Consider the following 19449-nt stretch of genomic DNA (forward strand, 5'->3'; position numbering starts at 1 on the left):
AAAAAAACACGCCCGGATCTTGCCGACCCGGGCGCGCTCGTGCGCATGCCGCGCTGTTCCGCAGACAAGCGGCTAGAACGGAATATCGTCTTCGAAGTCGTCCTGCATGGGCTCGGGCGACTTGCCGGCGCGCCGGGGCGTCTGGTCGAAGTCTTCGTCCATTCGCTCTTCCATCACACCGGCCCCGCCGCCACCGCCGCCGCCCAGCAACTGCAGGCGGTCACCGACGATCTCGGTCGTATAACGCTCCTGACCTTCCTTGTCGGTCCACTTGCGCGTCTGCAGGCGGCCTTCCACGTAAGCCATGCGGCCCTTGCGGAGGTACTCGCCCGCCACTTCCGCCTGACGCCCGAAGAGGACGACCCGGTGCCACTCGGTGCGCTCCTGCTTGTTGCCGTCCTTGTCCTTGAACTGCTCGCTGGTCGCCAGGCTGAGCGTCGCGATCGCGCTGCCGTTCGGGGAGTAGCGCACCTCCGGGTCCCGCCCCAGATGGCCCACCAGTATCACCTTGTTTACACCCGCCATGGAATCATCTCCTGTTACATTAATGCGCCGCGGACTGCCGCAACGCCCTGCGCACGGACAGCCGCGGCACGGCCACCCCCAAGAACAGCAACACCGCCAGCAACATGATGCCCGCCGCCGCCGTCAAGGCCCCGCCGGCACCGTGCGCATACTGGTAGACACCACCACCGAGCAGCGGACCCAACACCCGTCCCAGGCTGCTGGCCGACTGATAAAAGCCCAGCGCCACGCCCTGCTCCGCCTGCGCGCTGTTCAGCGATACCAGCGCGCTCAGGCTGGGATTGGTCATGCCCACGCCGAGCGCCAGCGGAATCATGACCAGATAGAGTCCGACCACCCCGGGCAGCGACGCCATCCACAACAGCCCCAACGCCGTCAGTGCCAGCCCCACGCTGGCCGTCCGCGACTCGCCGAGCCGGGGAATCAGCCGCCTGATCAGCCCACCCTGCACCAGCACGATCAAGATGCCTACATAAGCGAAGAACCAGCCCACTGTGGTCATGCTCCAGCCCAGGTGCGCCTTGCCGAAGAGCGGCAGCACCGTCTCGAAGGCGGAAAAGGCCGTCATGCTCAGCAACGCCACCAACACCAGCAGCGCCACCCCGACGCCTTTCACGGCATGCTGCCAAGTGGCCACCGCCAAGGGGTGCACGTAAGGCTTGTAGGGAGCCGCCGTCGGTACCCGCGACTCTTTCAGAATCACCATTGCCATTATAGCATTTATTCCCGCCAGTGCGGCGGCCACTAACGGGGTGGTCTGCAGGCCGAACTGGGACAGCACGCCACCCAGGGCCGGCCCCACCACGAAGCCCATGCCGAGCGCCGCACCCAAAAGGCCCATGCCCTTGGCCCGGTCCTCGGGCTTGGTAATGTCGGCCACATAGGCGTGCGCCACGCTGATGTTCGCGCCGGCCACGCCAGCCAGCGCGCGGGCCAGCAGCAGCACCGTCACGCTGCCGGCCAAGCCGTAGATGAGGTGCGCCGCGGCCGAGCCCCACAGGCCGATCAGCAGCACCGGCTTGCGGCCGATGCGGTCGGACAGGCGGCCCCAAATGGGTGCGAAGAGGAACTGCATCAGGGAGTAGATGGCCAGGAGCCAGCCGATGGCCAAGCCGCTGGCGCGGAAAGCGTCGGCATAGAGCGGCATGAGCGGGATCACCATGCCAAAGGCCAGCAGATCCAGGAATACCGTCAGCACGATGACCCCGAGCGAGGCCCGTTGCCGATGTGTTCCCGGATTCGAATCGCGTACCGCGCCACGTTCCTGCATGCCCACCTCCTCTCCTGTCCTCCGGCCAGCACCCCAAAGCGCCGCTATGCCTGCTGTTACGCAGGTTATATAATAACACATTAATATTTGGAGCACGTATGGAAAGCATCAAGATCCGCGGGGCACGTACGCACAACCTGAAGAACGTCCACCTGGACCTGCCCCGCGACCGCCTGATCGTCATCACCGGCCTGTCAGGCTCCGGCAAGTCCTCGCTCGCTTTCGATACCCTCTACGCCGAGGGCCAGCGCCGCTATGTCGAAAGCCTGTCCGCCTACGCACGCCAGTTCCTGGCCCTCATGGGCAAGCCCGACGTGGACAGCATCGAGGGACTGAGCCCGGCCATCTCCATCGAGCAAAAGTCCACTTCCCACAACCCGCGCTCCACCGTCGGCACCATCACCGAGATCTACGACTATCTGCGTCTCCTCTACGCCCGCATCGGCGAACCCCACTGTTGCGGCCGCCCCATCCAGGCCCAGACCGTGAGCCAGATGGTGGACCAGGTGCTCGCCTTGCCGGCGGAGCGCCGCGTGCTGATTTTGGCGCCGGTCGTTCAGGACCGCAAGGGCGAGCACGAGCAGGTCATCAAGCAGCTGCGCAGCCAAGGCTTCGTGCGCGCCCGCATTGATGGCCAGGTAGTCGACCTGGAACAGGTCCCGCCCCTCGACAAGAAACGCAGCCATCGGGTGGAAGTGATCGTCGACCGCCTGAAGATCCGTCCCGATGCCGCCAGCCGCTTGGCCGAGTCCTTCGAAACGGCCCTGCAGCTGGCGGAAGGCCAAGCCATCGTCAGCGTGCTGGCTGATGGCGGCGGCGCGGAACAGGAGCTGCTGTTTTCCGAGAAATACGCCTGTCCGAGCTGCGGCCTGTCTTTCCCGCCGCTGGAACCGCGCATGTTCTCCTTCAACAACCCGGCTGGCGCCTGTCCGCGTTGCGATGGCTTGGGGCAGCTGACCTTCTTCGATCCGGACCTGGTGGTGCCCAACCCGGACCTGACCTTGGGCGAAGGGGCCATCCGGCCGTGGGAGCGCCGCTTCAGCGAAAGCTATCACCAGATGCTGGAGTCCCTCGCCGCCCACTACCGCTTCGACCTGGGCACGCCTTGGCGCAAGCTGCCCGAATCCGCGCGCCAAGTCATCCTGTACGGCTCCGGCAAGGAACAGATCGCCTTCCGCTACGGCCACCATGTCCGTCGCCATGCCTTCGAAGGCGTCATTCCCAACCTGGAACGCCGTTATCGGGAAACGGAGTCGAGCTTCCTGCGCGAGGAACTGGCGCGCTTCATGAATAATCGCCCCTGCCCCGAATGCCACGGCTCCCGCCTGCGCCGCGAGGCACGGCAGGTGCTGGTTGGCGGCCAAGCCATCCATGAAACCACCCACCTGGCCATCAGCGATGCCGGCCGCTTCTTCGAGCATCTCGAACTGCACGGCCAGCGGGCTGTGATCGCCGAGCGCATCTTGAAGGAAGTACGCGAACGGCTCCAGTTTCTGGTCAATGTCGGCTTGGACTACCTCAGCCTGGACCGCGCCGCCGACACCCTGTCCGGCGGCGAGGCGCAACGCATCCGGCTCGCCTCCCAGATCGGCGCGGGGCTGGTCGGCGTCATGTACGTGCTCGACGAGCCGTCCATCGGCCTGCATCAGCGCGACAACGACCGCCTGCTGGCCACGCTCAAGCGCCTGCGCGACCTCGGCAACACCGTCATCGTGGTGGAGCATGACGAGGAGGCCATTCGCGCGGCCGACTACATCGTCGACATGGGGCCGGGAGCGGGCGTGCACGGCGGTGCGGTCGTCGCCGAGGGCACGCCGGAAGAGATACGCGCCAGCGCCGACTCCCTGACCGGCAAGTACCTGTCCGGCCAACTGGAAATCGCCGTACCGCACCAGCGGACAGCCCCCGATCCCGCGCGGCGGATCCGCATTCGCGGCGCCACCGGCCACAATCTCCAATCGGTGGACGTGGACATTCCGGTGGGGCTGCTGACTTGCGTGACCGGGGTCAGCGGTTCAGGGAAATCCACTCTGATCAACGACACCCTCTTCCTGGCCGCCGCCCGGCGCCTGAGCGGCGTCAAGGCCATGCCGTCGCCCTTCGGGGAGATCGAAGGGCTGGAGCACTTCGACAAGGTCATCGACATCGACCAGTCCCCCATCGGCCGCACGCCGCGCAGCAACCCGGCCACCTACACGGGTCTGTTCACCCCCATCCGCGAACTTTTCGCCGGCACCGCCGAGGCGCGAGCGCGCGGCTACGGGCCGGGGCGCTTCAGCTTCAACGTCAAGGGCGGCCGTTGCGAGGCCTGCCAAGGCGACGGCGTGATCAAGGTGGAAATGCACTTCCTGCCGGACATCTACGTCCCCTGCGACGTCTGCGAAGGCAGGCGCTACAACCGCGAGACCCTGGAAATCCTGTACAAGGGCAAGAACATCCACGAGGTGCTGTCCATGACCGTGGAAGATGCCCGCCAGTTCTTCGACCCGGTTCCCGCCGTGGCCAAGCGCCTGCAGACCCTCATCGACGTCGGCCTCGGCTACATCGAACTCGGCCAGAGCGCCACCACTCTCTCGGGCGGCGAGGCGCAACGAGTCAAGCTGTCGCGCGAACTGTCGCGGCGCGATACCGGCCGGACCCTCTACATCCTGGACGAGCCCACCACTGGTCTGCATTTCCACGACATTGCCCTGCTGCTGCGAGTGCTGCATAGCCTGAAGCAGGCCGGCAACACCCTGGTCATCATCGAGCACAACCTGGACGTGATCAAGACAGCGGACTGGATCATCGATCTGGGCCCGGAGGGCGGCAGCCGCGGCGGCCAGATCATCGCCGTCGGCACTCCGGAGGCGATTGCCGCCCACCCCGAGTCACACACCGGCCGCTATCTCAAACCCCTGCTGGACAAGGACCGCGCCTCCTAGTCGGCAAGCGGCGGCGATAAAAAAAGCCGGGCAGCTGCCCGGCTTTTCTTGTCCTCATGCCCAATTTACTCGACCGTCTCCGGCGCCTTGGCTGCGGGTGCGCGCTCCACCAGCTCCACGATGGCCATCGGGGCCCGGTCGCCGGCCCGGAAGCCGTTGTGGATGATGCGGGTGTAACCACCCGGACGGCTCTGGAAGCGTGGGCCGAGCTCGTCGAACAACTTCACCACCATCTCCCGGTCGCGCAGGCGAGCGAAGGCCAGCCGACGGTTGGCCACGGTGGGGTTCTTTGCCAAGGTGATCAGCGGCTCGGCAAAGCGCCGCAGCTCTTTGGCCTTGGGCAGGGTGGTCTGGATCACCTCATGCCGGAACAGGGAGGTGATCATGTTGGAAAACATCGCCTTACGATGGCTGCTGTTGCGATTGAGTTGGCGACCGCTTTTACGATGACGCATACGGGATTCCTCTAGTACTTATTGGCCCGAAGCCGATTCAGCCTCGTAGTTCAGGGCGGGCTTCGGACGATCCTTCAGTTCCTGCGGCGGCCAGTTTTCCAGGCGCATCCCCAGGGAGAGGCCGTGGCTCGCCAGAACGTCCTTGATTTCCGTCAAAGACTTCTTGCCCAGATTGGGGGTCTTCAACAACTCATGCTCGGTTTTCTGGACCAGATCACCAATGTAATAAATGTCCTCGGCCTTGAGACAGTTGGCCGAGCGCACCGTCAACTCCAGATCGTCCACGGAGCGCAGCAGGATCGGGTCCATGCCGGCAGCCTGGGCCGCCGCAGCCGGGGCCGAGATTTCACCCTGCATGGCCACGAACACCGACAGCTGGTCCTGCAGAATGTGGGCAGCCTGTTGCAGGGCGGCTTCGGGATCGATCACGCCATTGGTCTCGATGTCCAGGACCAGGCGATCCAGATCGGTGCGCTGCTCCACGCGGGCACTTTCCACCGCATAGGTCACGCGCAGGATCGGGCTGAAGTTGGCATCGATGTTGATCACGCCGATCGGGCGCTCGCCGCCCGCCAAGGCCCGCGCCACCGCCGGCTGATAGCCGCGACCGTAGCCGATCTTCAGGCGCATGGTGAGTTCCACGTCCTTGGTCAAGTTGGCGATCACGTGCTCGGGATTGGCCACCTCGATGCCGTGTTCGGCCGCGATGTCGGCAGCCGTCACCGTGCCGGGCCCGCGCTTCTTGAGCACCAGCACGGACTCGCTGCGGCCGCCGCTGCGGATGGCCACGCCCTTCAGGTTGAGCAGGATGTCGACGACGTCTTCCTGCACGCCCTCCACGGTCGAATACTCGTGCAGGACGCCGTCGATTTCCACCTGGGTAATGGCGGACCCGCTCAGCGACGACAGCAGGACCCGACGCAGCGCATTGCCGAGGGTATGTCCATAGCCACGCTCCAAGGGCTCCAGCGCGATGCGTGCGCGAAACGGCGACACCTTCTCCACTTCGATGCTGCGCGGCTTCAGTAATTCTGCAGTAACAGACATGAGCTTTCTCCAGCCGGAAGCCGATTACTTGGAATACAGCTCCACGATAAGGTGTTCGTTAATTTCAGCCGGCAGATCCGTGCGCACCGGCAGAGTCTTCACCGTGCCGCGCAGCGCCTTGCTGTCAACGTCGATCCATTCCGGGAAACCCCGACCTTCGGTCGCTTCCAGAGCCGCCTTGATGCGCAGCTGCTCCTTGGCCTTCTCGGCGATCTCCACCACGTCGCCGGCCTTCACCTGGTAGGAGGGAATGTTCACCCGGCGACCATTCACCATGACCTGGTTGTGGCGCACCACCTGACGCGCCTCGGCGCGGGATGCGCCAAAGCCCATGCGATAAACGATATTATCCAAGCGCCGCTCCAGTAACTGGAGCAGGATCTCGCCGGTGACGCCCTTGGAGCGGTCGGCCTGCTCGTAATAGCGGCGGAACTGGCCCTCCAGCACACCGTAGATACGGCGGACCTTTTGCTTTTCGCGCAATTGCACGCCGTAGTCCGAGGTGCGGCCGCGGCGCTGGCCATGCTGGCCGGGCGCATAGCTGCGCTTTTCAACAGGGCACTTGTCCGAGAAGCACTTGTCGCCCTTCAGGAAGAGCTTGCCACCTTCCCGACGGCACAGACGGCACTTGGCATCAGTGTACTTAGCCACGCATAACCTCCAAAAGAAAAATTCTTATACCCGCCGCTTTTTGGGCGGGCGGCATCCATTATGCGGGATCGGCGTCACGTCACGGATGCTGTTGACCTTGAAACCCGCGGTGTTCAGTGCACGCACGGCGCTCTCGCGGCCCGGGCCGGGGCCCTTGACCTCCACGTCCAGGTTCTTGACGCCAAACTCCTGCGCCTTCCGCCCCGCCGCCTCGGCCGCCACCTGGGCAGCGAAAGGCGTGCTCTTGCGCGAGCCGCGGAAACCCGAACCACCCGCCGTCGCCCAAGCAAGCACGTTGCCTTGGCGATCGCTGATGGTCACGATGGTGTTGTTGAAGGAGGCATAGATATGGGCGACCCCATCCGCCACGTTCTTCTTGACCCGCTTACGGACGCGGGCGGATGCCTGTTGTGCTTTGGCCATGAAAACGATTCCTCAACGGATGATTTGGTTAACGGCTGATCGGTTTGGCCGGCCCCTTGCGGGTGCGGGCATTGGTCTTGGTGCGCTGGCCGCGCACGGGCAGGCCGCGGCGATGGCGCAGGCCACGGTAAGAGCCCAGATCCATCAGGCGCTTGATGTTCATCGACACCTCCCGCCGCAGGTCGCCTTCGACGGTGAGCTTGGCCACCTCGGCACGAATGCGCTCGACTTCAGCCTCGGTCAGGTCCTTGACCTTGGCACTGCGATGCACCTGGGCAGTATCCAGGATCTTCTGCGCGGTGGTGCGGCCGATGCCGTAAATGTAGGTCAGACCGATCTCGGCCTGCTTGTTGTTCGGAATGTTGACGCCAGCAATCCGGGCCATCTAATGCTTCTCCCAAAAGAGGTCCTTAACGGAAACCGCCAAGAATATAACTTCTACTCAGCAAAATCAACCCTGGCGCTGCTTGTGACGGGGATCGGTGCAGATGACACGCACCACGCCCTCGCGCTTGATGATCTTGCAATTACGGCACAGCTTTTTGATGGACGCGCGAACTTTCATAGCTTCCTCTCTTCAGATTGTTACTTCGCCCGGTAGGTGATTCGACCTCGGGTGAGGTCGTAGGGCGTCATTTCCACGGTAACTTTGTCGCCCGGCAGAATGCGGATGTAGTGCATGCGCATTTTGCCCGAGATATGGGCTGTGACAATATGTCCATTTTCCAGTTTCACCCGGAAGGTTGCATTCGGCAGGTTCTCAATGACCTCGCCCTGCATTTCCAAGGTATCTTCTTTGGCCATATCCCTTTAATCCCTTTTCAAGGCACGCAGCAAGAGAGCTTCCACCTGCTCCGGGCGGCCCTCCGCCGATATCCGGCGATAGCCGGGCAGTTGACGATAGTAGTCGACCAGCGGCTCCGTTTGCTCGGCGTAGACGCGCAAGCGTTCGCGGATGACCTCCGGCTGGTCGTCCGCACGCTGCACGAGTTCGCCGCCGCAATGATCGCAGATCCCCTCCGCCTTCGGCGGATTGTAGACCCCGTGGAAAATGGCACCGCAACTCGGACACAAGCGCCGCCCGCTCAGACGACGGACGATTTCCTCGTCCTCCAGCGTCAGATGCAAAACGGCATCGAGGCGCTTGCCCATCCCGGCGAGCATCTCGTCCAAGGCCTCGGCCTGGGCACGCGTGCGCGGAAAACCGTCCAACAGAAACCCGGTCTGGGCATCCGGAGCCTGCAAGCGCTCTCGAATGAGCCCGATGACCACGTCATCGCTCACCAGGCCGCCGCTCTCCATCTGCGCCCTGGCCTTCTGGCCCAAAGGCGTGCCTTGCGCCACTGCGGCGCGGAGCATGTCCCCGGTCGAAATCTGCGGGATGCCCAGCACCTGGCTCAGCCGCTTGGCCTGGGTTCCCTTGCCCACTCCAGGCGGGCCCAGCAGAACAATGTTGAGCGCCATGTCAGCGGCCCCCGCCGAGGCTCGACTTCTTGATCAGTCCCTCGTACTGGTGGGTGAGCAGATGGCTCTGGATCTGCGCCACCGTATCCATCGTCACCACCACCACGATCAGCAGGCTGGTGCCGCCGAAGTAGAACGGGACATTGAACTCCACGATCAGGAACTCGGGCAGCAGGCACACGAGGGTGACATACAGTGCACCCACCAACGTCAGCCTGGTCATGATCTTGTCGACATAGCGCGCCGTTTGCTCGCCAGGGCGAATACCCGGCACGAAAGCGCCCGACTTCTTCAGATTCTCCGCCGTTTCCCGCGGATTGAACACCAGTGCCGTGTAGAAGAAGGCGAAGAACAAAATGGCGGCGGCATAGAGCATCACATACAGCACCTGTCCCGGCGCCAGTGACTGGCCGAGCTTCTGCAGCCAGCCCATGCCATCCAGATTGCCGAACCAGCCGGCCAGAGTCGCCGGAAAGAGAATGATGCTCGAGGCGAAGATGGGCGGAATCACGCCAGCCATGTTCACCTTCAACGGCAAGTGGGTGCTCTGCGCCCCGTAGATGCGCCTACCGACCTGCCGCTTGGCGTACTGCACCGGAATCCGACGCTGGGCCCGCTCCATGAAGACCACGAAGGCCGTCACCAGGATGGCCACCACGAAGAGCGCCATCACGAACAAGGGCTGGAACTCGCCAGTGCGGACCAACTCCAACGTACCACCAATGGCATGAGGCAAACCGGCCACGATACCGGCAAAGATGATCATGGAGATGCCGTTGCCAATCCCACGCTCCGTAATTTGCTCGCCGAGCCACATCAGGAACGTGGTGCCCGCCACCAGGGTGATCACGGTCATGAAGCGAAAGCCCCAACCCGGATCGATCACCACCGGCAGGTTGTTGGCGCGCATGCCCTCCAGGGCAATGGCAATGCCCAACCCCTGGAAGGCGGCCAGCACCACCGTACCGTAACGGGTATACTCGGTGATCTTGCGCCGCCCTGCTTCACCTTCTTTCTTGAGCTGCTCGATGGTCGGCGATACCAGGCCGAGCAACTGCATGATGATGGACGCGCTGATGTAGGGCATGATGCCCAGGGCGAAAACCGTCAAGCGGGACAGGGCACCGCCCGAGAACATGTCGAACATGCCCAGAATGGTGCCGCGCTGCTGCGCGAAGAACACCGCCAGCGCAGCCGGGTCGATCCCGGGCACCGGAATGTGTGCGCCTATCCGATAAACAATTAGCGCACCCAGAAGAAACAGGATGCGCTGCTTGAGTTCCCCCGTGCGGCCGATCTGCCCTAGGCCGCCGAGGGCATTGCCACCGGTACCGAGTCCAGCCATTTACGCTTCGACCTTGCCGCCCGCGGCCTCAATGGCAGCCCGGGCACCAGCGCTGACCTGCAGGCCGCGCACGATGATGGGGGACTCCACCTTGCCGGTCGCGATCACCTTGATGGTGCGCGGCTCGCCGCGGATCAGGCGCCGGGCGCGCAAGATGTCCACATCCACCAGGCCGTTCACGGCCGCGCTGGCCAGCATGCCCAGGGTAATTTCGGCTTTGGTGCCGGCATGCAGACTGCGAAAACCGCGCTTGGGGATGCGGCGCTGCAGCGGCATCTGGCCGCCCTCAAATCCCACTTTGGTGTAGCCGCCGGCGCGGGCATGCTGGCCCTTGTGTCCGCGGCCGGCAGTCTTGCCCAGGCCGCTGCCGATGCCGCGGCCAACCCGCTTACGTGAGCTTTTGCTGCCCTCTGCCGGCCGAATGCTGTTCAGACGCATCACAGTTCCTCGCACTTCAGCATGTAATTGATCTTGGTCACCATCCCGCGAATTTCCGGGGTGTTCGGCAACTCGACGCTATGGTGCATACGCCGCAAGCCGAGCCCGCGCAGAGTCTGGCGGTGCTGCTTGGGCGTGGCGATGGGGCTGCGCACCAGCGTGATTTTGAGCTTGTTGGAATTGGCCACGGTACCTCCTATCCCCGAATGTCAGAAACGGACTTGCCGCGCTTGGCCGCAATTTCCTGCGGGCTGGACAGGGCTTCCAGCGCCTTGAAGGTAGCCCGCACGATATTGATCGGGTTGTTGGAGCCCAAGGACTTGGCCAGGATGTTGCGCACGCCCAGCACCTCCAGCACGGCGCGCATGGCGCCGCCGGCGATGATGCCGGTACCTTCGGAGGCCGGGCGCATGATGACCTTGGCAGCCCCGTGCTCGCCCACCACCGGGTAGTGAATGGTGCCGTTCTTCAGGGGCACCTTGATCATGCTCTTGCGGGCGGCGTCCATGGCCTTCTGGATGCCGATGGGCACTTCCTTGGCCTTGCCGCGGCCGAAACCGACCATGCCGTCGCCGTTGCCGACCACGGTCAGGGCCGCAAAGCCGAATTGTCGGCCACCCTTGACCACCTTGGCCACGCGATTGACGCCGATGAGCTTCTCCTGAAGCTCGTCCGTGCGCCCCGTATCTCTTTCTTCCCTAGCCATCAGTCACTCCTTAGAATTTCAGGCCGTGGGCACGGGCCGCATCTGCCAAGGCCTTCACCCGTCCGTGATACTTGAAGCCGCTGCGGTCGAACGCCACGGTTTCCAGACCGGCGGCAACCGCTTTCTCGGCCAAGCGCTGGCCCACCTGACTGGCGGCCTCGCAGTTGCCGCCACTTGCCAGCTTGCTGCGCATGTCCGCTTCCAGGCTGGAAGCCTGCACCAGGACGCGACCCTGCGCATCATCAATGATCTGCGCATAGATGTGCTGGCTGGAGCGAAACACGCACAGTCGCGGCTGTTTCAGCGACTTGATCTTGGCACGGGTACGCAGCGCGCGCCGCAGCCTGGCAGCTTTCTTGTCTTTCATCTCAGTCCCCTACTACTTCTTCTTCGCTTCTTTGCGAATGATGTGTTCACCGGCATAGCGCACGCCCTTGCCCTTGTAGGGCTCCGGCGGGCGGTAGGAGCGAATGTCAGCCGCCACCTGGCCCACCTTCTGCTTATCGATGCCCTTGACCAGAATTTCGGTCTGCGTCGGGGTCTCGACGGTAATACCTTCGGGGACCGGATGCTCCACCGGGTGCGAAAAACCCAGAGTCAGGCTGAGCACCTTGCCCTTGGCCTGGGCACGGTAACCCACGCCGACGATCTCCAGCTTCTTTTCGAATCCTTCGGAAACACCGGTGACCATGTTCTGCAACAGAGCGCGGGTGGTCCCAGCCATGGCATCCGCCGATTCCGCCGCCGGCTCGATCATCACCTGACTGTCAGCAACCTGCACCTTTACCTGGGGATGCAGAGGGGATTCGATGGCGCCCTTGCCACCCTTTACCGAGATGCGGTTTCCGTCCACGGAAACCTGCACGCCCTTGGGCAGTATTACCGGTTTTTTCGCTACCCGAGACATCAGATCACCTATTCATTAAGATACGAAGGCCAGAACTTCGCCGCCGACACCGGCTGCCCGCGCGGCGCGATCCGTCATGACCCCCTTGGAAGTGGAAACGATGGCAATGCCATAGCCGGCCTTGACCTTGGGCAGCTCATCCACGCCCCGGTAAATGCGCAGGCCCGGACGGCTGACGCGGGAAATCTCCTCGATCACCGGGCGGCCGGCATAGTACTTGAGAGAGATCACCAGGCGGTCGTGACCATCGATGTTGGCAACCTCGTAGCCGGCGATGTAGCCTTCTTCCAGCAACACCTTGGCAATCGCCACCTTCTGTTTGGAAGTGGGCATCTGCACCGAGGCTTTCTCTGCGCGTTGCGCATTGCGAATACGGGTCAACATATCCGCGATGGGATCGGTCATGCTCATTTAATCTCTCCTACCAGCTAGCCTTGACCATGCCGGGGATCTCCCCGAACATGGCGTGCTTACGCAGACACAGGCGGCAAAGGCCAAACTTACGATAGACGGCATGCGAGCGCCCGCACTCGCGGCAGCGGGTATAGGCCCGGACAGCAAACTTCTGGGGGCGATTCGCCTTGGCGATCAACGATTTTTTTGCCACTTCAGTCTCCCATTAAGCCCGGAAAGGCATCTTGAACGCCTTCAGCAAGGCAATGCCTTCCTCGTCCGTTTTGGCGGTCGTGGTTACGATGATGTCCATGCCGCGCAACTGATCGATCTTGTCGTAATCAATTTCGGTGAAGATGATCTGCTCCTTCACACCGAAGCTGAAATTCCCACGACCGTCAAAGGACTTGGGCGACAGGCCGCGGAAGTCCCGGATCCGGGGGATGGCAATATTAACCAATCTGTCCAGAAATTCATACATCCTGGCACGACGCAAGGTCACCTTGCAGCCGATGGGGTAGCCTTCCCGGATCTTGAACGCGGCGACGGACTTGCGCGCCTTGGTGATCACGGGCTGCTGACCGGCGATCGCGCGCATGTCGTTGACGGCGGCATCCAGAACCTTCTTGTCGCCCAGCGCCTCGCCCACCCCCATGTTCAGGGTGATTTTCTCCAGGCGGGGCACCTGCATGACGTTCTTGTAGCCGAACTCCTTCTGCAGGGCAGGCACCACCGTGTTCAGGTAATACTCTTGCAAACGTGCTTGCATGGTTAAATCCCACTATCAAATATCGACGATCTCGCCGTTGGACTTGAAAACCCGCACCTTGCGGCCGTCCTCGAGATTCCGGAAACCGACGCGGTCCGCCTTGCCAGTGACGGGGTTGTAGAGCGCCACATTGGACACGTCGATGGAAGCCTCCTTCTCCACGATGCCGCCCGCGATGCCCCGCTGCGGATTGGGGCGGGTGTGGCGCTTCACCATGTTGACGTTTTCCACGAAGACGCGCCCGCTGTCGGGCAGGACGCGCAGCACGGTACCCCGCTTGCCCTTGTCTTTTCCTGTGAGGACGATGACATCGTCTCCCTTGCGAATCTTTTGCATAACCAACCCGCCTTTACAATACTTCCGGGGCCAAGGAAATGATCTTCATGAAATTGCCGGTGCGCAGTTCGCGCGTCACCGGGCCGAAGATGCGGGTGCCGATCGGCTGCAGCTGGTTGTTCAGCAGCACCGCGGCATTGCCGTCGAAGCGGATCACCGATCCGTCCTCGCGGCGCACGCCCTTGCGGGTGCGCACCACCACGGCGTTGTAGACGTCACCCTTCTTCACCTTGCCCCGCGGGGCCGCATCCTTGATGCTGACTTTGATGATGTCCCCGATGCCGGCATAGCGGCGGTGGGAGCCACCCAGCACCTTGATGCACATGACTTCGCGCGCACCGCTGTTATCAGCCACAGCCAGCCTGGATTGCATTTGAATCATGACCGTTCTCCTTATCCAGACCCGAAGCTAGGAGGCCTGATTGATAACCTTGACGAGCCGCCAAGACTTGGTCTTGGAGATGGGACGGCACTCCTCGATCAGGACCTCGTCGCCTTCCTGGCAAACATTGTTCTCGTCGTGAGCGTGCAGTTTGTTCGAGCGCCGCACGTACTTCTTGTAAATAGGATGTTGAATCTGGCGCTCGACGAGAACAACGATGGTTCTATCCATCTTGTTGCTCACCACCTTGCCAGCCACCGTTCTTTTTCCGGACTCAGTCGCCATAGTCGTCATCTCACTTCTCGCCAAGAATCGTACGAACCCGAGCAATGTCGCGCCGGACAGAGCGCAGTCGCGCCGTGTTGGCAAGCTGAGCAGTGGCATGCTGCATGCGCAGCTTGAACTGCTCGTTCAACAGCTCGATCAGCTCGCTCTTCAGTTCTTCGGCGGGTTTCTGCCGCAATTCGTTCGCCTTCATCCCATCACCTGTCGAGCAACAAAAGTGGTCAGCACCGGCAGCTTGGCCGCCGCCAGGGCAAAGGCTTCGCGCGCAATTTCCTCGCTCACGCCATCCATTTCATAGAGCACCCGGCCGGGCTGGATCTGCGCCACCCAGTACTCCGGGTTGCCCTTGCCCTTGCCCATGCGGACTTCGGCAGGCTTCTTGGAGATCGGCTTGTCCGGGAAGATTCGAATCCACACGCGACCGCCACGCTTGATATGACGGGTCATCGCACGGCGGGCGGCCTCGATCTGCCGCGCGGTGAGGCGGCCGCGGGTGGTCGCCTTCAGCCCGTACTCGCCGAAACTGACTTTGTTGCCGCGCGTAGCAACGCCGCGATTGCGGCCCTTGTGCTGTTTACGGAATTTGGTGCGCTTTGGCTGTAACATGTCTTAACCCTGCTGTTTTTCTTTGCCGGCCTGACCCCGGCCCGTGTCCGCGTCAAGGATCTCGCCTTTGAAGATCCATACTTTGACGCCAATCACCCCGTAGGTGGTCTTGGCTTCGGAAACTCCATAGTCAATGTCCGCACGCAACGTATGCAGCGGCACGCGGCCCTCGCGGTACCATTCGGTGCGGGCGATTTCCGCACCGCCCAGACGACCGGAGCAGGTGATCTTCACGCCCAAGGCGCCCAGGCGCATGGCGTTGGTCACCGCGCGCTTCATGGCGCGGCGGAACATGATGCGGCGCTCCAGCTGCTGGGCGACGCTGTCGGCCACCAGCTTGGCATCCAGCTCGGGCTTGCGGATCTCTTCGATGTTCAGGTGTACCGGAACACCCATCCGCGCCTGGACGTCCTTGCGCAACCGATCGATGTCCTCGCCTTTCTTGCCGATCACGATGCCGGGGCGCGCCGTGTGAATGGTAATCCGGGCATTGCGGGCGGGGCGCTCGATGACGATGCTGGACACGGAAGCACCGGACAGGCGCTTCTGGATGAAATCGCGGACCTTGCGGTCCTCGTTCAGCTTGTCGGCAAAATCGTGCTTGCCGTACCAGCGGGAGGTCCAGTCCTTGACGATGCCAACGCGGATCCCGATCGGATTTACTTTCTGTCCCATGATGTCCTCAGATTACTTTTCAGCGACGGTGATGCTGAAATGGCTGGTCCGCTTCAGAATCCGGGTGCCCCGGCCTTTCGCCCGCGCGTGGAAACGCTTCAGCACCGCCCCTTCGTCCACGCAGATCTTGGCGATGTAAAGCGCATCCACATCGGCGCCCTCATTGTGTTCCGCATTCGCGATAGCCGATTCCAGGCACTTCTTGATCGGCAGAGCAGCCTTCTTGTTGCTGTAGCTCAGCAACTCCAAAGCCTTCTCCACACGCATGCCGCGCACCTGGTCCGCGACGAGCCGCGCCTTCTGCGGAGAGATCCGATATCCCCTGAGATACGCCGATGCTTGCATTGCTTCTGCTCCTTAAATTACTTCTTGGCCTTCTTGTCCGCCGCATGGCCTTTGAAGGTGCGGGTCAGGACAAATTCACCCAGCTTGTGTCCAACCATGTTCTCGTTGACGCTGACCGGCACGTGCTGCCGGCCGTTGTGCACGCTGAAGGTGAAGCCGATGAATTCGGGCATGATCGTAGAACGCCGCGACCAGGTCTTGATGGGACGCTTGCTCCCTTCCTGAGCCGCCGCCAGCACCTTCTTCATCAGGTGGTCATCTACAAAAGGGCCTTTCTTAATGGAACGAGCCACGGGTCTCTCCTACTTGCTTAGGCGTGCCGGCGGCGAACGATCATGTTGCTCGTCCGCTTGTTGCGCCGGGTGCGATATCCCTTCGTGGGCTGACCCCACGGGCTGACGGGGTGGCGACCGCCGGAGGTGCGCCCTTCACCACCGCCGTGCGGATGGTCGACCGGATTCATGGCCACGCCGCGCACCGAGGGGCGGATGCCGCGCCAGCGGGTGGCGCCCGCCTTGCCCAGTGAACGGGACGAATGCTCGGCATTGCCGACTTCGCCGATCACCGCGCGGCAGTTGATGTTGACCAGCCGCACTTCGCCGGAGCGCAGGCGGATCTGGGCGTAATCACCCTCGCGCGCCATCAGCTGTACGCTGGCGCCGGCCGAACGGGCAATCTGGGCGCCCTTGCCCGGCCGCATCTCCACATTGTGCACCATGGCGCCGACGGGGATATAGCGCAACGGCAGACAATTGCCGACCTTGATGGGAGCCTGGTCACTGGAGATGATCTCCATGCCGGCACTCATCCCCTTGGCGGCCAGAATGTAGCGGCGCTCGCCGTCGGCATACTTCACCAGGGCAATGTGGGCGCTGCGGTTGGGATCGTACTCCAAACGCTCAACCACGCCTGGAATGTCCAGCTTGTTGCGCTTGAAATCGATGATCCGGTAGTGCTGCTTGTGCCCGCCGCCGCGGCGACGGCTGGTCACGCGCCCGTTGTTGTTGCGCCCGGCACTCTTCGTCTTGCGTTCCAAAAGCGGCGCGTGCGGCTCGCCTTTGTGCAATTCCGGGTTGGCCAGCTTCACGACGAAGCGTCGTCCAGCGGATGTGGCTTTTGCTTTTACAAGAGGCATAACTTATCCCTTCCGCTTATTGCCCGGCGCCGAGATCCAGTTCCTGATCCGGCTCGAGGCAGACGTAGGCCTTTTTCCAGTTGCTGCGACGGCCCATGTAACGGCCGAAGCGCTTGGCCTTGCCCTGATAGTTGATGGTCTGCACCGAGCGCACCTTCACGTTGAAGAGCGCTTCGACCGCCTTTTTGATTTCCAGCTTGGTTGCGCCCAGCGCCACCTTGAAGACGAACTGGTTGTGCTGCTCGGCAACCCGGGTCGCCTTTTCGCTGATCAACGGAGCCTGCAGCACCAAATACGTGCGTTCCTGATTCATCCCAAAAGCTCCCCAAGGCTCTGAGCTGCATCTTTGGTCATGACTACGCGACCGAAGTGCAGCAGGTCCACCGGACTGAGGGCGGGCGCATCCACCAAACCCACTTTGGGCAGGTTGCGCAGGCCCAGATACAGGTTCTCGCTGACGCTGTTGCTGACGATCAAGACATCGTCGCCGCCCAAGCGTTCCAGCAGTTCACGGGCCAGCTTTGTCTTGGGCTCCTGGATATCCAAATCCTCCACCAGCACCAGACGGTCCTGACGAAGCAGCTCACCCAGAATGGAGCGCATGGCACCCGCGTACATCTTGCGGTTGACCTTCTGCTCGTAGGAGCGGGGCTGAGCGGCAAAGACCTTGCCACCGCCGCGCCAGATGGGACTGCGGATGGTGCCCGCGCGGGCGCGGCCGGTGCCTTTCTGGCGCCACGGCTTCTTGCCGCCGCCGCGAACCTGGCTGCGAGTCTTCTGGGCCACGGTGCCGGCGCGGGCGCCAGCCATATAGGCCACCACCACCTGATGCACCAGCGGCTCATTGTAGGCAGCGCCGAACACGGTATCCGGCAAGTCCATCTGGCCGGCTGGCTTATTCTCGAGATTCACGGTATTCACTTGCATGAGGACACTCCCGATTAACGAGCCTTGACGGCCGGGCGGATCATGACGTCGCCGCCCTTCGCGCCCGGGACGGCGCCCTTCACCAGGATCAGATTGCGCTCCGCATCGACACGAACCACTTCCAGGTTCTGCTGGGTGACACGCTCCGCGCCCAGGTGGCCGGCCATGCGCTTGCCTTTGAACACGCGGCCTGGCGTCTGCCGGTTACCGATGGAGCCAGGTGCCCGGTGCGACAAGCTGTTGCCGTGGCTGGCGCGGTTGCTGCTGAAGTTGTGGCGCTTGATGGCACCGGCGAAACCCTTGCCTTTGCTGATGGCGGTGACATCCACCTTCTGTCCGGGGGCAAAGATGTCGAGGCCGATGGAACCGCCCTGCTCATAACCCTCGACGGAGTCCACGCGGAATTCCCGCAGCAAGCGACCCGCCTGCACCCCCGCCTTGGCGAAGTGGCCAGCCATCGCCTTGCTGACCCGTTGCGGACGGCGCTCGCCGACGCTCACCTGGACAGCCGTGTAGCCATCGCTCGCTTCGCTCTTCACTTGGGTGATTTGGTTGGGGGTCACCTCCAGCACGGTCACGCCCACCGCATCTCCCCCGTCCCCCAGGACGCGGGTCATGCCCAGTTTTCGACCCATCAATCCAATACTCATCTCTTATTCCTCTTCTCTGACGGCTGCGTCAGAGTTTGATCTCCACATCCACGCCCGCAGCCAGATCCAGCTTGATCAGGGCATCGACGGTCTTGTCGGTGGGCTCCAGGATATCCAGCAGACGCTTATGCGTGCGGATCTCGAACTGGTCACGGGACTTCTTGTCCACGTGCGGCGAACGCAGCACGGTGAAGCGCTCGATCTTGGTCGGCAGCGGGATGGGCCCGTGCACACGGGCCCCGGTCCGCTTGGCGGTATCCACGATTTCCGCAGCCGAAGCGTCCAGGATGCGGTAATCGAAAGACTTCAAACGAATACGGATTTTCGAACTTTCCACGGCCATGTCTTACTCCACGATTTTGGCGACGACGCCGGCGCCGACGGTGCGGCCGCCTTCGCGGATGGCAAAGCGCAGGCCTTCTTCCATGGCGATCGGCGCAATCAGCGTCACGTGCATCTTGACGTTGTCGCCGGGCATCACCATCTCCACGCCCTCCGGCAGCTCGCAGGCGCCGGTGACGTCGGTGGTGCGGAAGTAGAACTGCGGCCGATAACCATTGAAAAACGGCGTGTGCCGGCCACCCTCTTCCTTGCTCAGCACGTACACCTCCGCTTCAAAGCGGGTGTGCGGCTTGATCGAGCCGGGCTTGGCCAGCACCTGGCCGCGCTCAACCTCGTCTTTCTTGGTGCCGCGCAGCAGCGCGCCGATGTTGTCGCCCGCCTGCCCCTGATCCAGGAGCTTGCGGAACATCTCCACGCCGGTGATGGTGGTCTTGCTGGTCGGCCGGATG

Annotated in this window: 34 protein-coding genes; 1 reads left to right on the forward strand and 33 read right to left on the reverse strand. The window is 62.7% G+C overall.

The annotated features are described in order from the left end of the window. Positions 1-72 precede the first annotated feature (72 nt). Positions 73-525, reverse strand: coding sequence for a single-stranded DNA-binding protein (locus G579_RS0108220; RefSeq protein WP_028989798.1), 453 nt, complete (start codon positions 523-525; stop codon positions 73-75). Between the two features lie 19 nt (positions 526-544). Then, on the reverse strand, positions 545-1795 hold the full coding sequence (locus G579_RS16635) for an MFS transporter (RefSeq protein ID WP_051181205.1): 1251 nt from the start codon (positions 1793-1795) through the stop codon (positions 545-547). 98 nt (positions 1796-1893) lie between these two features. Here G579_RS16635 and uvrA point away from each other — a divergent pair, with 98 nt between their 5' ends. After that, a complete protein-coding gene (gene uvrA / locus G579_RS0108230; RefSeq protein ID WP_028989799.1) occupies positions 1894-4719 on the forward strand; it encodes an excinuclease ABC subunit UvrA in 2826 nt (941 codons plus the stop codon). A 65-nt stretch (positions 4720-4784) separates the two neighbouring features. On the opposite strand, the gene rplQ is transcribed toward uvrA, so the two are convergent. From rplQ to G579_RS0108385, 31 genes are all read right to left on the reverse strand, one after another. Further along, positions 4785-5174, reverse strand: a complete 390-nt coding sequence (gene rplQ, locus G579_RS0108235; RefSeq protein ID WP_028989800.1) for a 50S ribosomal protein L17 — start codon at positions 5172-5174, stop codon at positions 4785-4787. Between the two features lie 18 nt (positions 5175-5192). After that, complete coding sequence (locus tag G579_RS16640; protein WP_038018956.1) at positions 5193-6221, reverse strand: DNA-directed RNA polymerase subunit alpha; 1029 nt, start codon at positions 6219-6221, stop codon at positions 5193-5195. Between the two features lie 24 nt (positions 6222-6245). Further along, positions 6246-6872: a 30S ribosomal protein S4 gene (rpsD, locus tag G579_RS0108250; protein ID WP_028989802.1), complete on the reverse strand. Its 627-nt coding sequence runs from the start codon at positions 6870-6872 to the stop codon at positions 6246-6248. Between the two features lie 24 nt (positions 6873-6896). After that, on the reverse strand, positions 6897-7295 hold the full coding sequence (gene rpsK, locus G579_RS0108255) for a 30S ribosomal protein S11 (RefSeq protein WP_028989803.1): 399 nt from the start codon (positions 7293-7295) through the stop codon (positions 6897-6899). A gap of 28 nt (positions 7296-7323) precedes the next feature. Then, on the reverse strand, positions 7324-7680 hold the full coding sequence (gene rpsM, locus G579_RS0108260; protein ID WP_028989804.1) for a 30S ribosomal protein S13: 357 nt from the start codon (positions 7678-7680) through the stop codon (positions 7324-7326). Positions 7681-7746: 66 nt separating this feature from the next. Next, complete coding sequence (rpmJ, locus tag G579_RS0108265) at positions 7747-7860, reverse strand: 50S ribosomal protein L36 (protein ID WP_028989805.1); 114 nt, start codon at positions 7858-7860, stop codon at positions 7747-7749. 20 nt (positions 7861-7880) lie between these two features. Beyond that, positions 7881-8099 carry a translation initiation factor IF-1 gene (gene infA, locus G579_RS0108270; protein WP_028989806.1) on the reverse strand — a complete coding sequence of 73 codons (219 nt, stop codon included), beginning with the start codon at positions 8097-8099 and terminating at the stop codon, positions 7881-7883. A 6-nt stretch (positions 8100-8105) separates the two neighbouring features. Continuing rightward, on the reverse strand, positions 8106-8759 hold the full coding sequence (locus G579_RS0108275; protein ID WP_028989807.1) for an adenylate kinase: 654 nt from the start codon (positions 8757-8759) through the stop codon (positions 8106-8108). 1 nt (position 8760) lies between these two features. Continuing rightward, on the reverse strand, positions 8761-10104 hold the full coding sequence (gene secY / locus G579_RS0108280) for a preprotein translocase subunit SecY (RefSeq protein ID WP_028989808.1): 1344 nt from the start codon (positions 10102-10104) through the stop codon (positions 8761-8763). Next, a complete protein-coding gene (rplO, locus tag G579_RS0108285; protein WP_028989809.1) occupies positions 10105-10542 on the reverse strand; it encodes a 50S ribosomal protein L15 in 438 nt (145 codons plus the stop codon). Beyond that, positions 10542-10730, reverse strand: coding sequence for a 50S ribosomal protein L30 (rpmD, locus tag G579_RS0108290; protein WP_028989810.1), 189 nt, complete (start codon positions 10728-10730; stop codon positions 10542-10544). Before rpmD ends, rplO begins: the two co-directional genes overlap by 1 nt. Before the next feature lie 8 nt (positions 10731-10738). Then, entirely contained in the window at positions 10739-11248 is a 510-nt protein-coding gene (gene rpsE, locus G579_RS0108295) for a 30S ribosomal protein S5 (protein WP_028989811.1), read from the reverse strand. Positions 11249-11258: 10 nt separating this feature from the next. Next, the gene (gene rplR / locus G579_RS0108300) at positions 11259-11615 is read right to left on the reverse strand and encodes a 50S ribosomal protein L18 (protein WP_028989812.1); all 357 of its coding nucleotides are present in this window, start codon (positions 11613-11615) and stop codon (positions 11259-11261) included. A 12-nt stretch (positions 11616-11627) separates the two neighbouring features. After that, positions 11628-12155: a 50S ribosomal protein L6 gene (rplF, locus tag G579_RS0108305; protein WP_028989813.1), complete on the reverse strand. Its 528-nt coding sequence runs from the start codon at positions 12153-12155 to the stop codon at positions 11628-11630. A gap of 15 nt (positions 12156-12170) precedes the next feature. Continuing rightward, positions 12171-12566: a 30S ribosomal protein S8 gene (rpsH, locus tag G579_RS0108310; RefSeq protein ID WP_028989814.1), complete on the reverse strand. Its 396-nt coding sequence runs from the start codon at positions 12564-12566 to the stop codon at positions 12171-12173. A gap of 10 nt (positions 12567-12576) precedes the next feature. Next, on the reverse strand, positions 12577-12762 hold the full coding sequence (locus tag G579_RS18635) for a type Z 30S ribosomal protein S14 (protein ID WP_081662680.1): 186 nt from the start codon (positions 12760-12762) through the stop codon (positions 12577-12579). A 12-nt stretch (positions 12763-12774) separates the two neighbouring features. Continuing rightward, complete coding sequence (gene rplE / locus G579_RS0108315; RefSeq protein WP_028989815.1) at positions 12775-13317, reverse strand: 50S ribosomal protein L5; 543 nt, start codon at positions 13315-13317, stop codon at positions 12775-12777. A gap of 15 nt (positions 13318-13332) precedes the next feature. Beyond that, entirely contained in the window at positions 13333-13653 is a 321-nt protein-coding gene (rplX, locus tag G579_RS0108320; RefSeq protein ID WP_028989816.1) for a 50S ribosomal protein L24, read from the reverse strand. A gap of 13 nt (positions 13654-13666) precedes the next feature. Further along, on the reverse strand, positions 13667-14035 hold the full coding sequence (rplN, locus tag G579_RS0108325) for a 50S ribosomal protein L14 (RefSeq protein ID WP_028989817.1): 369 nt from the start codon (positions 14033-14035) through the stop codon (positions 13667-13669). Positions 14036-14062: 27 nt separating this feature from the next. Further along, a complete protein-coding gene (rpsQ, locus tag G579_RS0108330; RefSeq protein WP_028989818.1) occupies positions 14063-14320 on the reverse strand; it encodes a 30S ribosomal protein S17 in 258 nt (85 codons plus the stop codon). Positions 14321-14330: 10 nt separating this feature from the next. Beyond that, a complete protein-coding gene (gene rpmC / locus G579_RS0108335) occupies positions 14331-14513 on the reverse strand; it encodes a 50S ribosomal protein L29 (RefSeq protein ID WP_028989819.1) in 183 nt (60 codons plus the stop codon). Further along, complete coding sequence (gene rplP, locus G579_RS0108340) at positions 14510-14926, reverse strand: 50S ribosomal protein L16 (RefSeq protein ID WP_028989820.1); 417 nt, start codon at positions 14924-14926, stop codon at positions 14510-14512. Before rplP ends, rpmC begins: the two co-directional genes overlap by 4 nt. Before the next feature lie 3 nt (positions 14927-14929). Next, positions 14930-15601 (reverse strand): 30S ribosomal protein S3, encoded by a 672-nt coding sequence (gene rpsC / locus G579_RS0108345; RefSeq protein WP_028989821.1) that lies wholly within the window; start codon positions 15599-15601, stop codon positions 14930-14932. Between the two features lie 12 nt (positions 15602-15613). Then, a complete protein-coding gene (rplV, locus tag G579_RS0108350; RefSeq protein ID WP_028989822.1) occupies positions 15614-15946 on the reverse strand; it encodes a 50S ribosomal protein L22 in 333 nt (110 codons plus the stop codon). A 17-nt stretch (positions 15947-15963) separates the two neighbouring features. Continuing rightward, positions 15964-16239 (reverse strand): 30S ribosomal protein S19, encoded by a 276-nt coding sequence (rpsS, locus tag G579_RS0108355; RefSeq protein WP_028989823.1) that lies wholly within the window; start codon positions 16237-16239, stop codon positions 15964-15966. 17 nt (positions 16240-16256) lie between these two features. Beyond that, positions 16257-17081, reverse strand: a complete 825-nt coding sequence (gene rplB / locus G579_RS0108360; RefSeq protein ID WP_028989824.1) for a 50S ribosomal protein L2 — start codon at positions 17079-17081, stop codon at positions 16257-16259. Between the two features lie 16 nt (positions 17082-17097). Then, positions 17098-17394: a 50S ribosomal protein L23 gene (rplW, locus tag G579_RS0108365; protein WP_028989825.1), complete on the reverse strand. Its 297-nt coding sequence runs from the start codon at positions 17392-17394 to the stop codon at positions 17098-17100. After that, positions 17391-18008 (reverse strand): 50S ribosomal protein L4, encoded by a 618-nt coding sequence (rplD, locus tag G579_RS0108370; protein WP_028989826.1) that lies wholly within the window; start codon positions 18006-18008, stop codon positions 17391-17393. The genes rplW and rplD overlap by 4 nt, the downstream gene beginning before the upstream one ends. Positions 18009-18022: 14 nt before the next feature. After that, on the reverse strand, positions 18023-18658 hold the full coding sequence (gene rplC, locus G579_RS0108375) for a 50S ribosomal protein L3 (protein WP_028989827.1): 636 nt from the start codon (positions 18656-18658) through the stop codon (positions 18023-18025). A 28-nt stretch (positions 18659-18686) separates the two neighbouring features. Beyond that, positions 18687-19001 (reverse strand): 30S ribosomal protein S10, encoded by a 315-nt coding sequence (gene rpsJ / locus G579_RS0108380; protein ID WP_456243245.1) that lies wholly within the window; start codon positions 18999-19001, stop codon positions 18687-18689. Between the two features lie 3 nt (positions 19002-19004). Further along, a partial coding sequence (locus G579_RS0108385) for an EF-Tu C-terminal domain-related protein (RefSeq protein ID WP_028989829.1) occupies positions 19005-19449 on the reverse strand: 445 nt, incomplete at its 5' end.

This window comes from Thermithiobacillus tepidarius DSM 3134 (genome assembly GCF_000423825.1).
Classification (GTDB): Bacteria; Pseudomonadota; Gammaproteobacteria; order Acidithiobacillales; family Thermithiobacillaceae; genus Thermithiobacillus; species Thermithiobacillus tepidarius.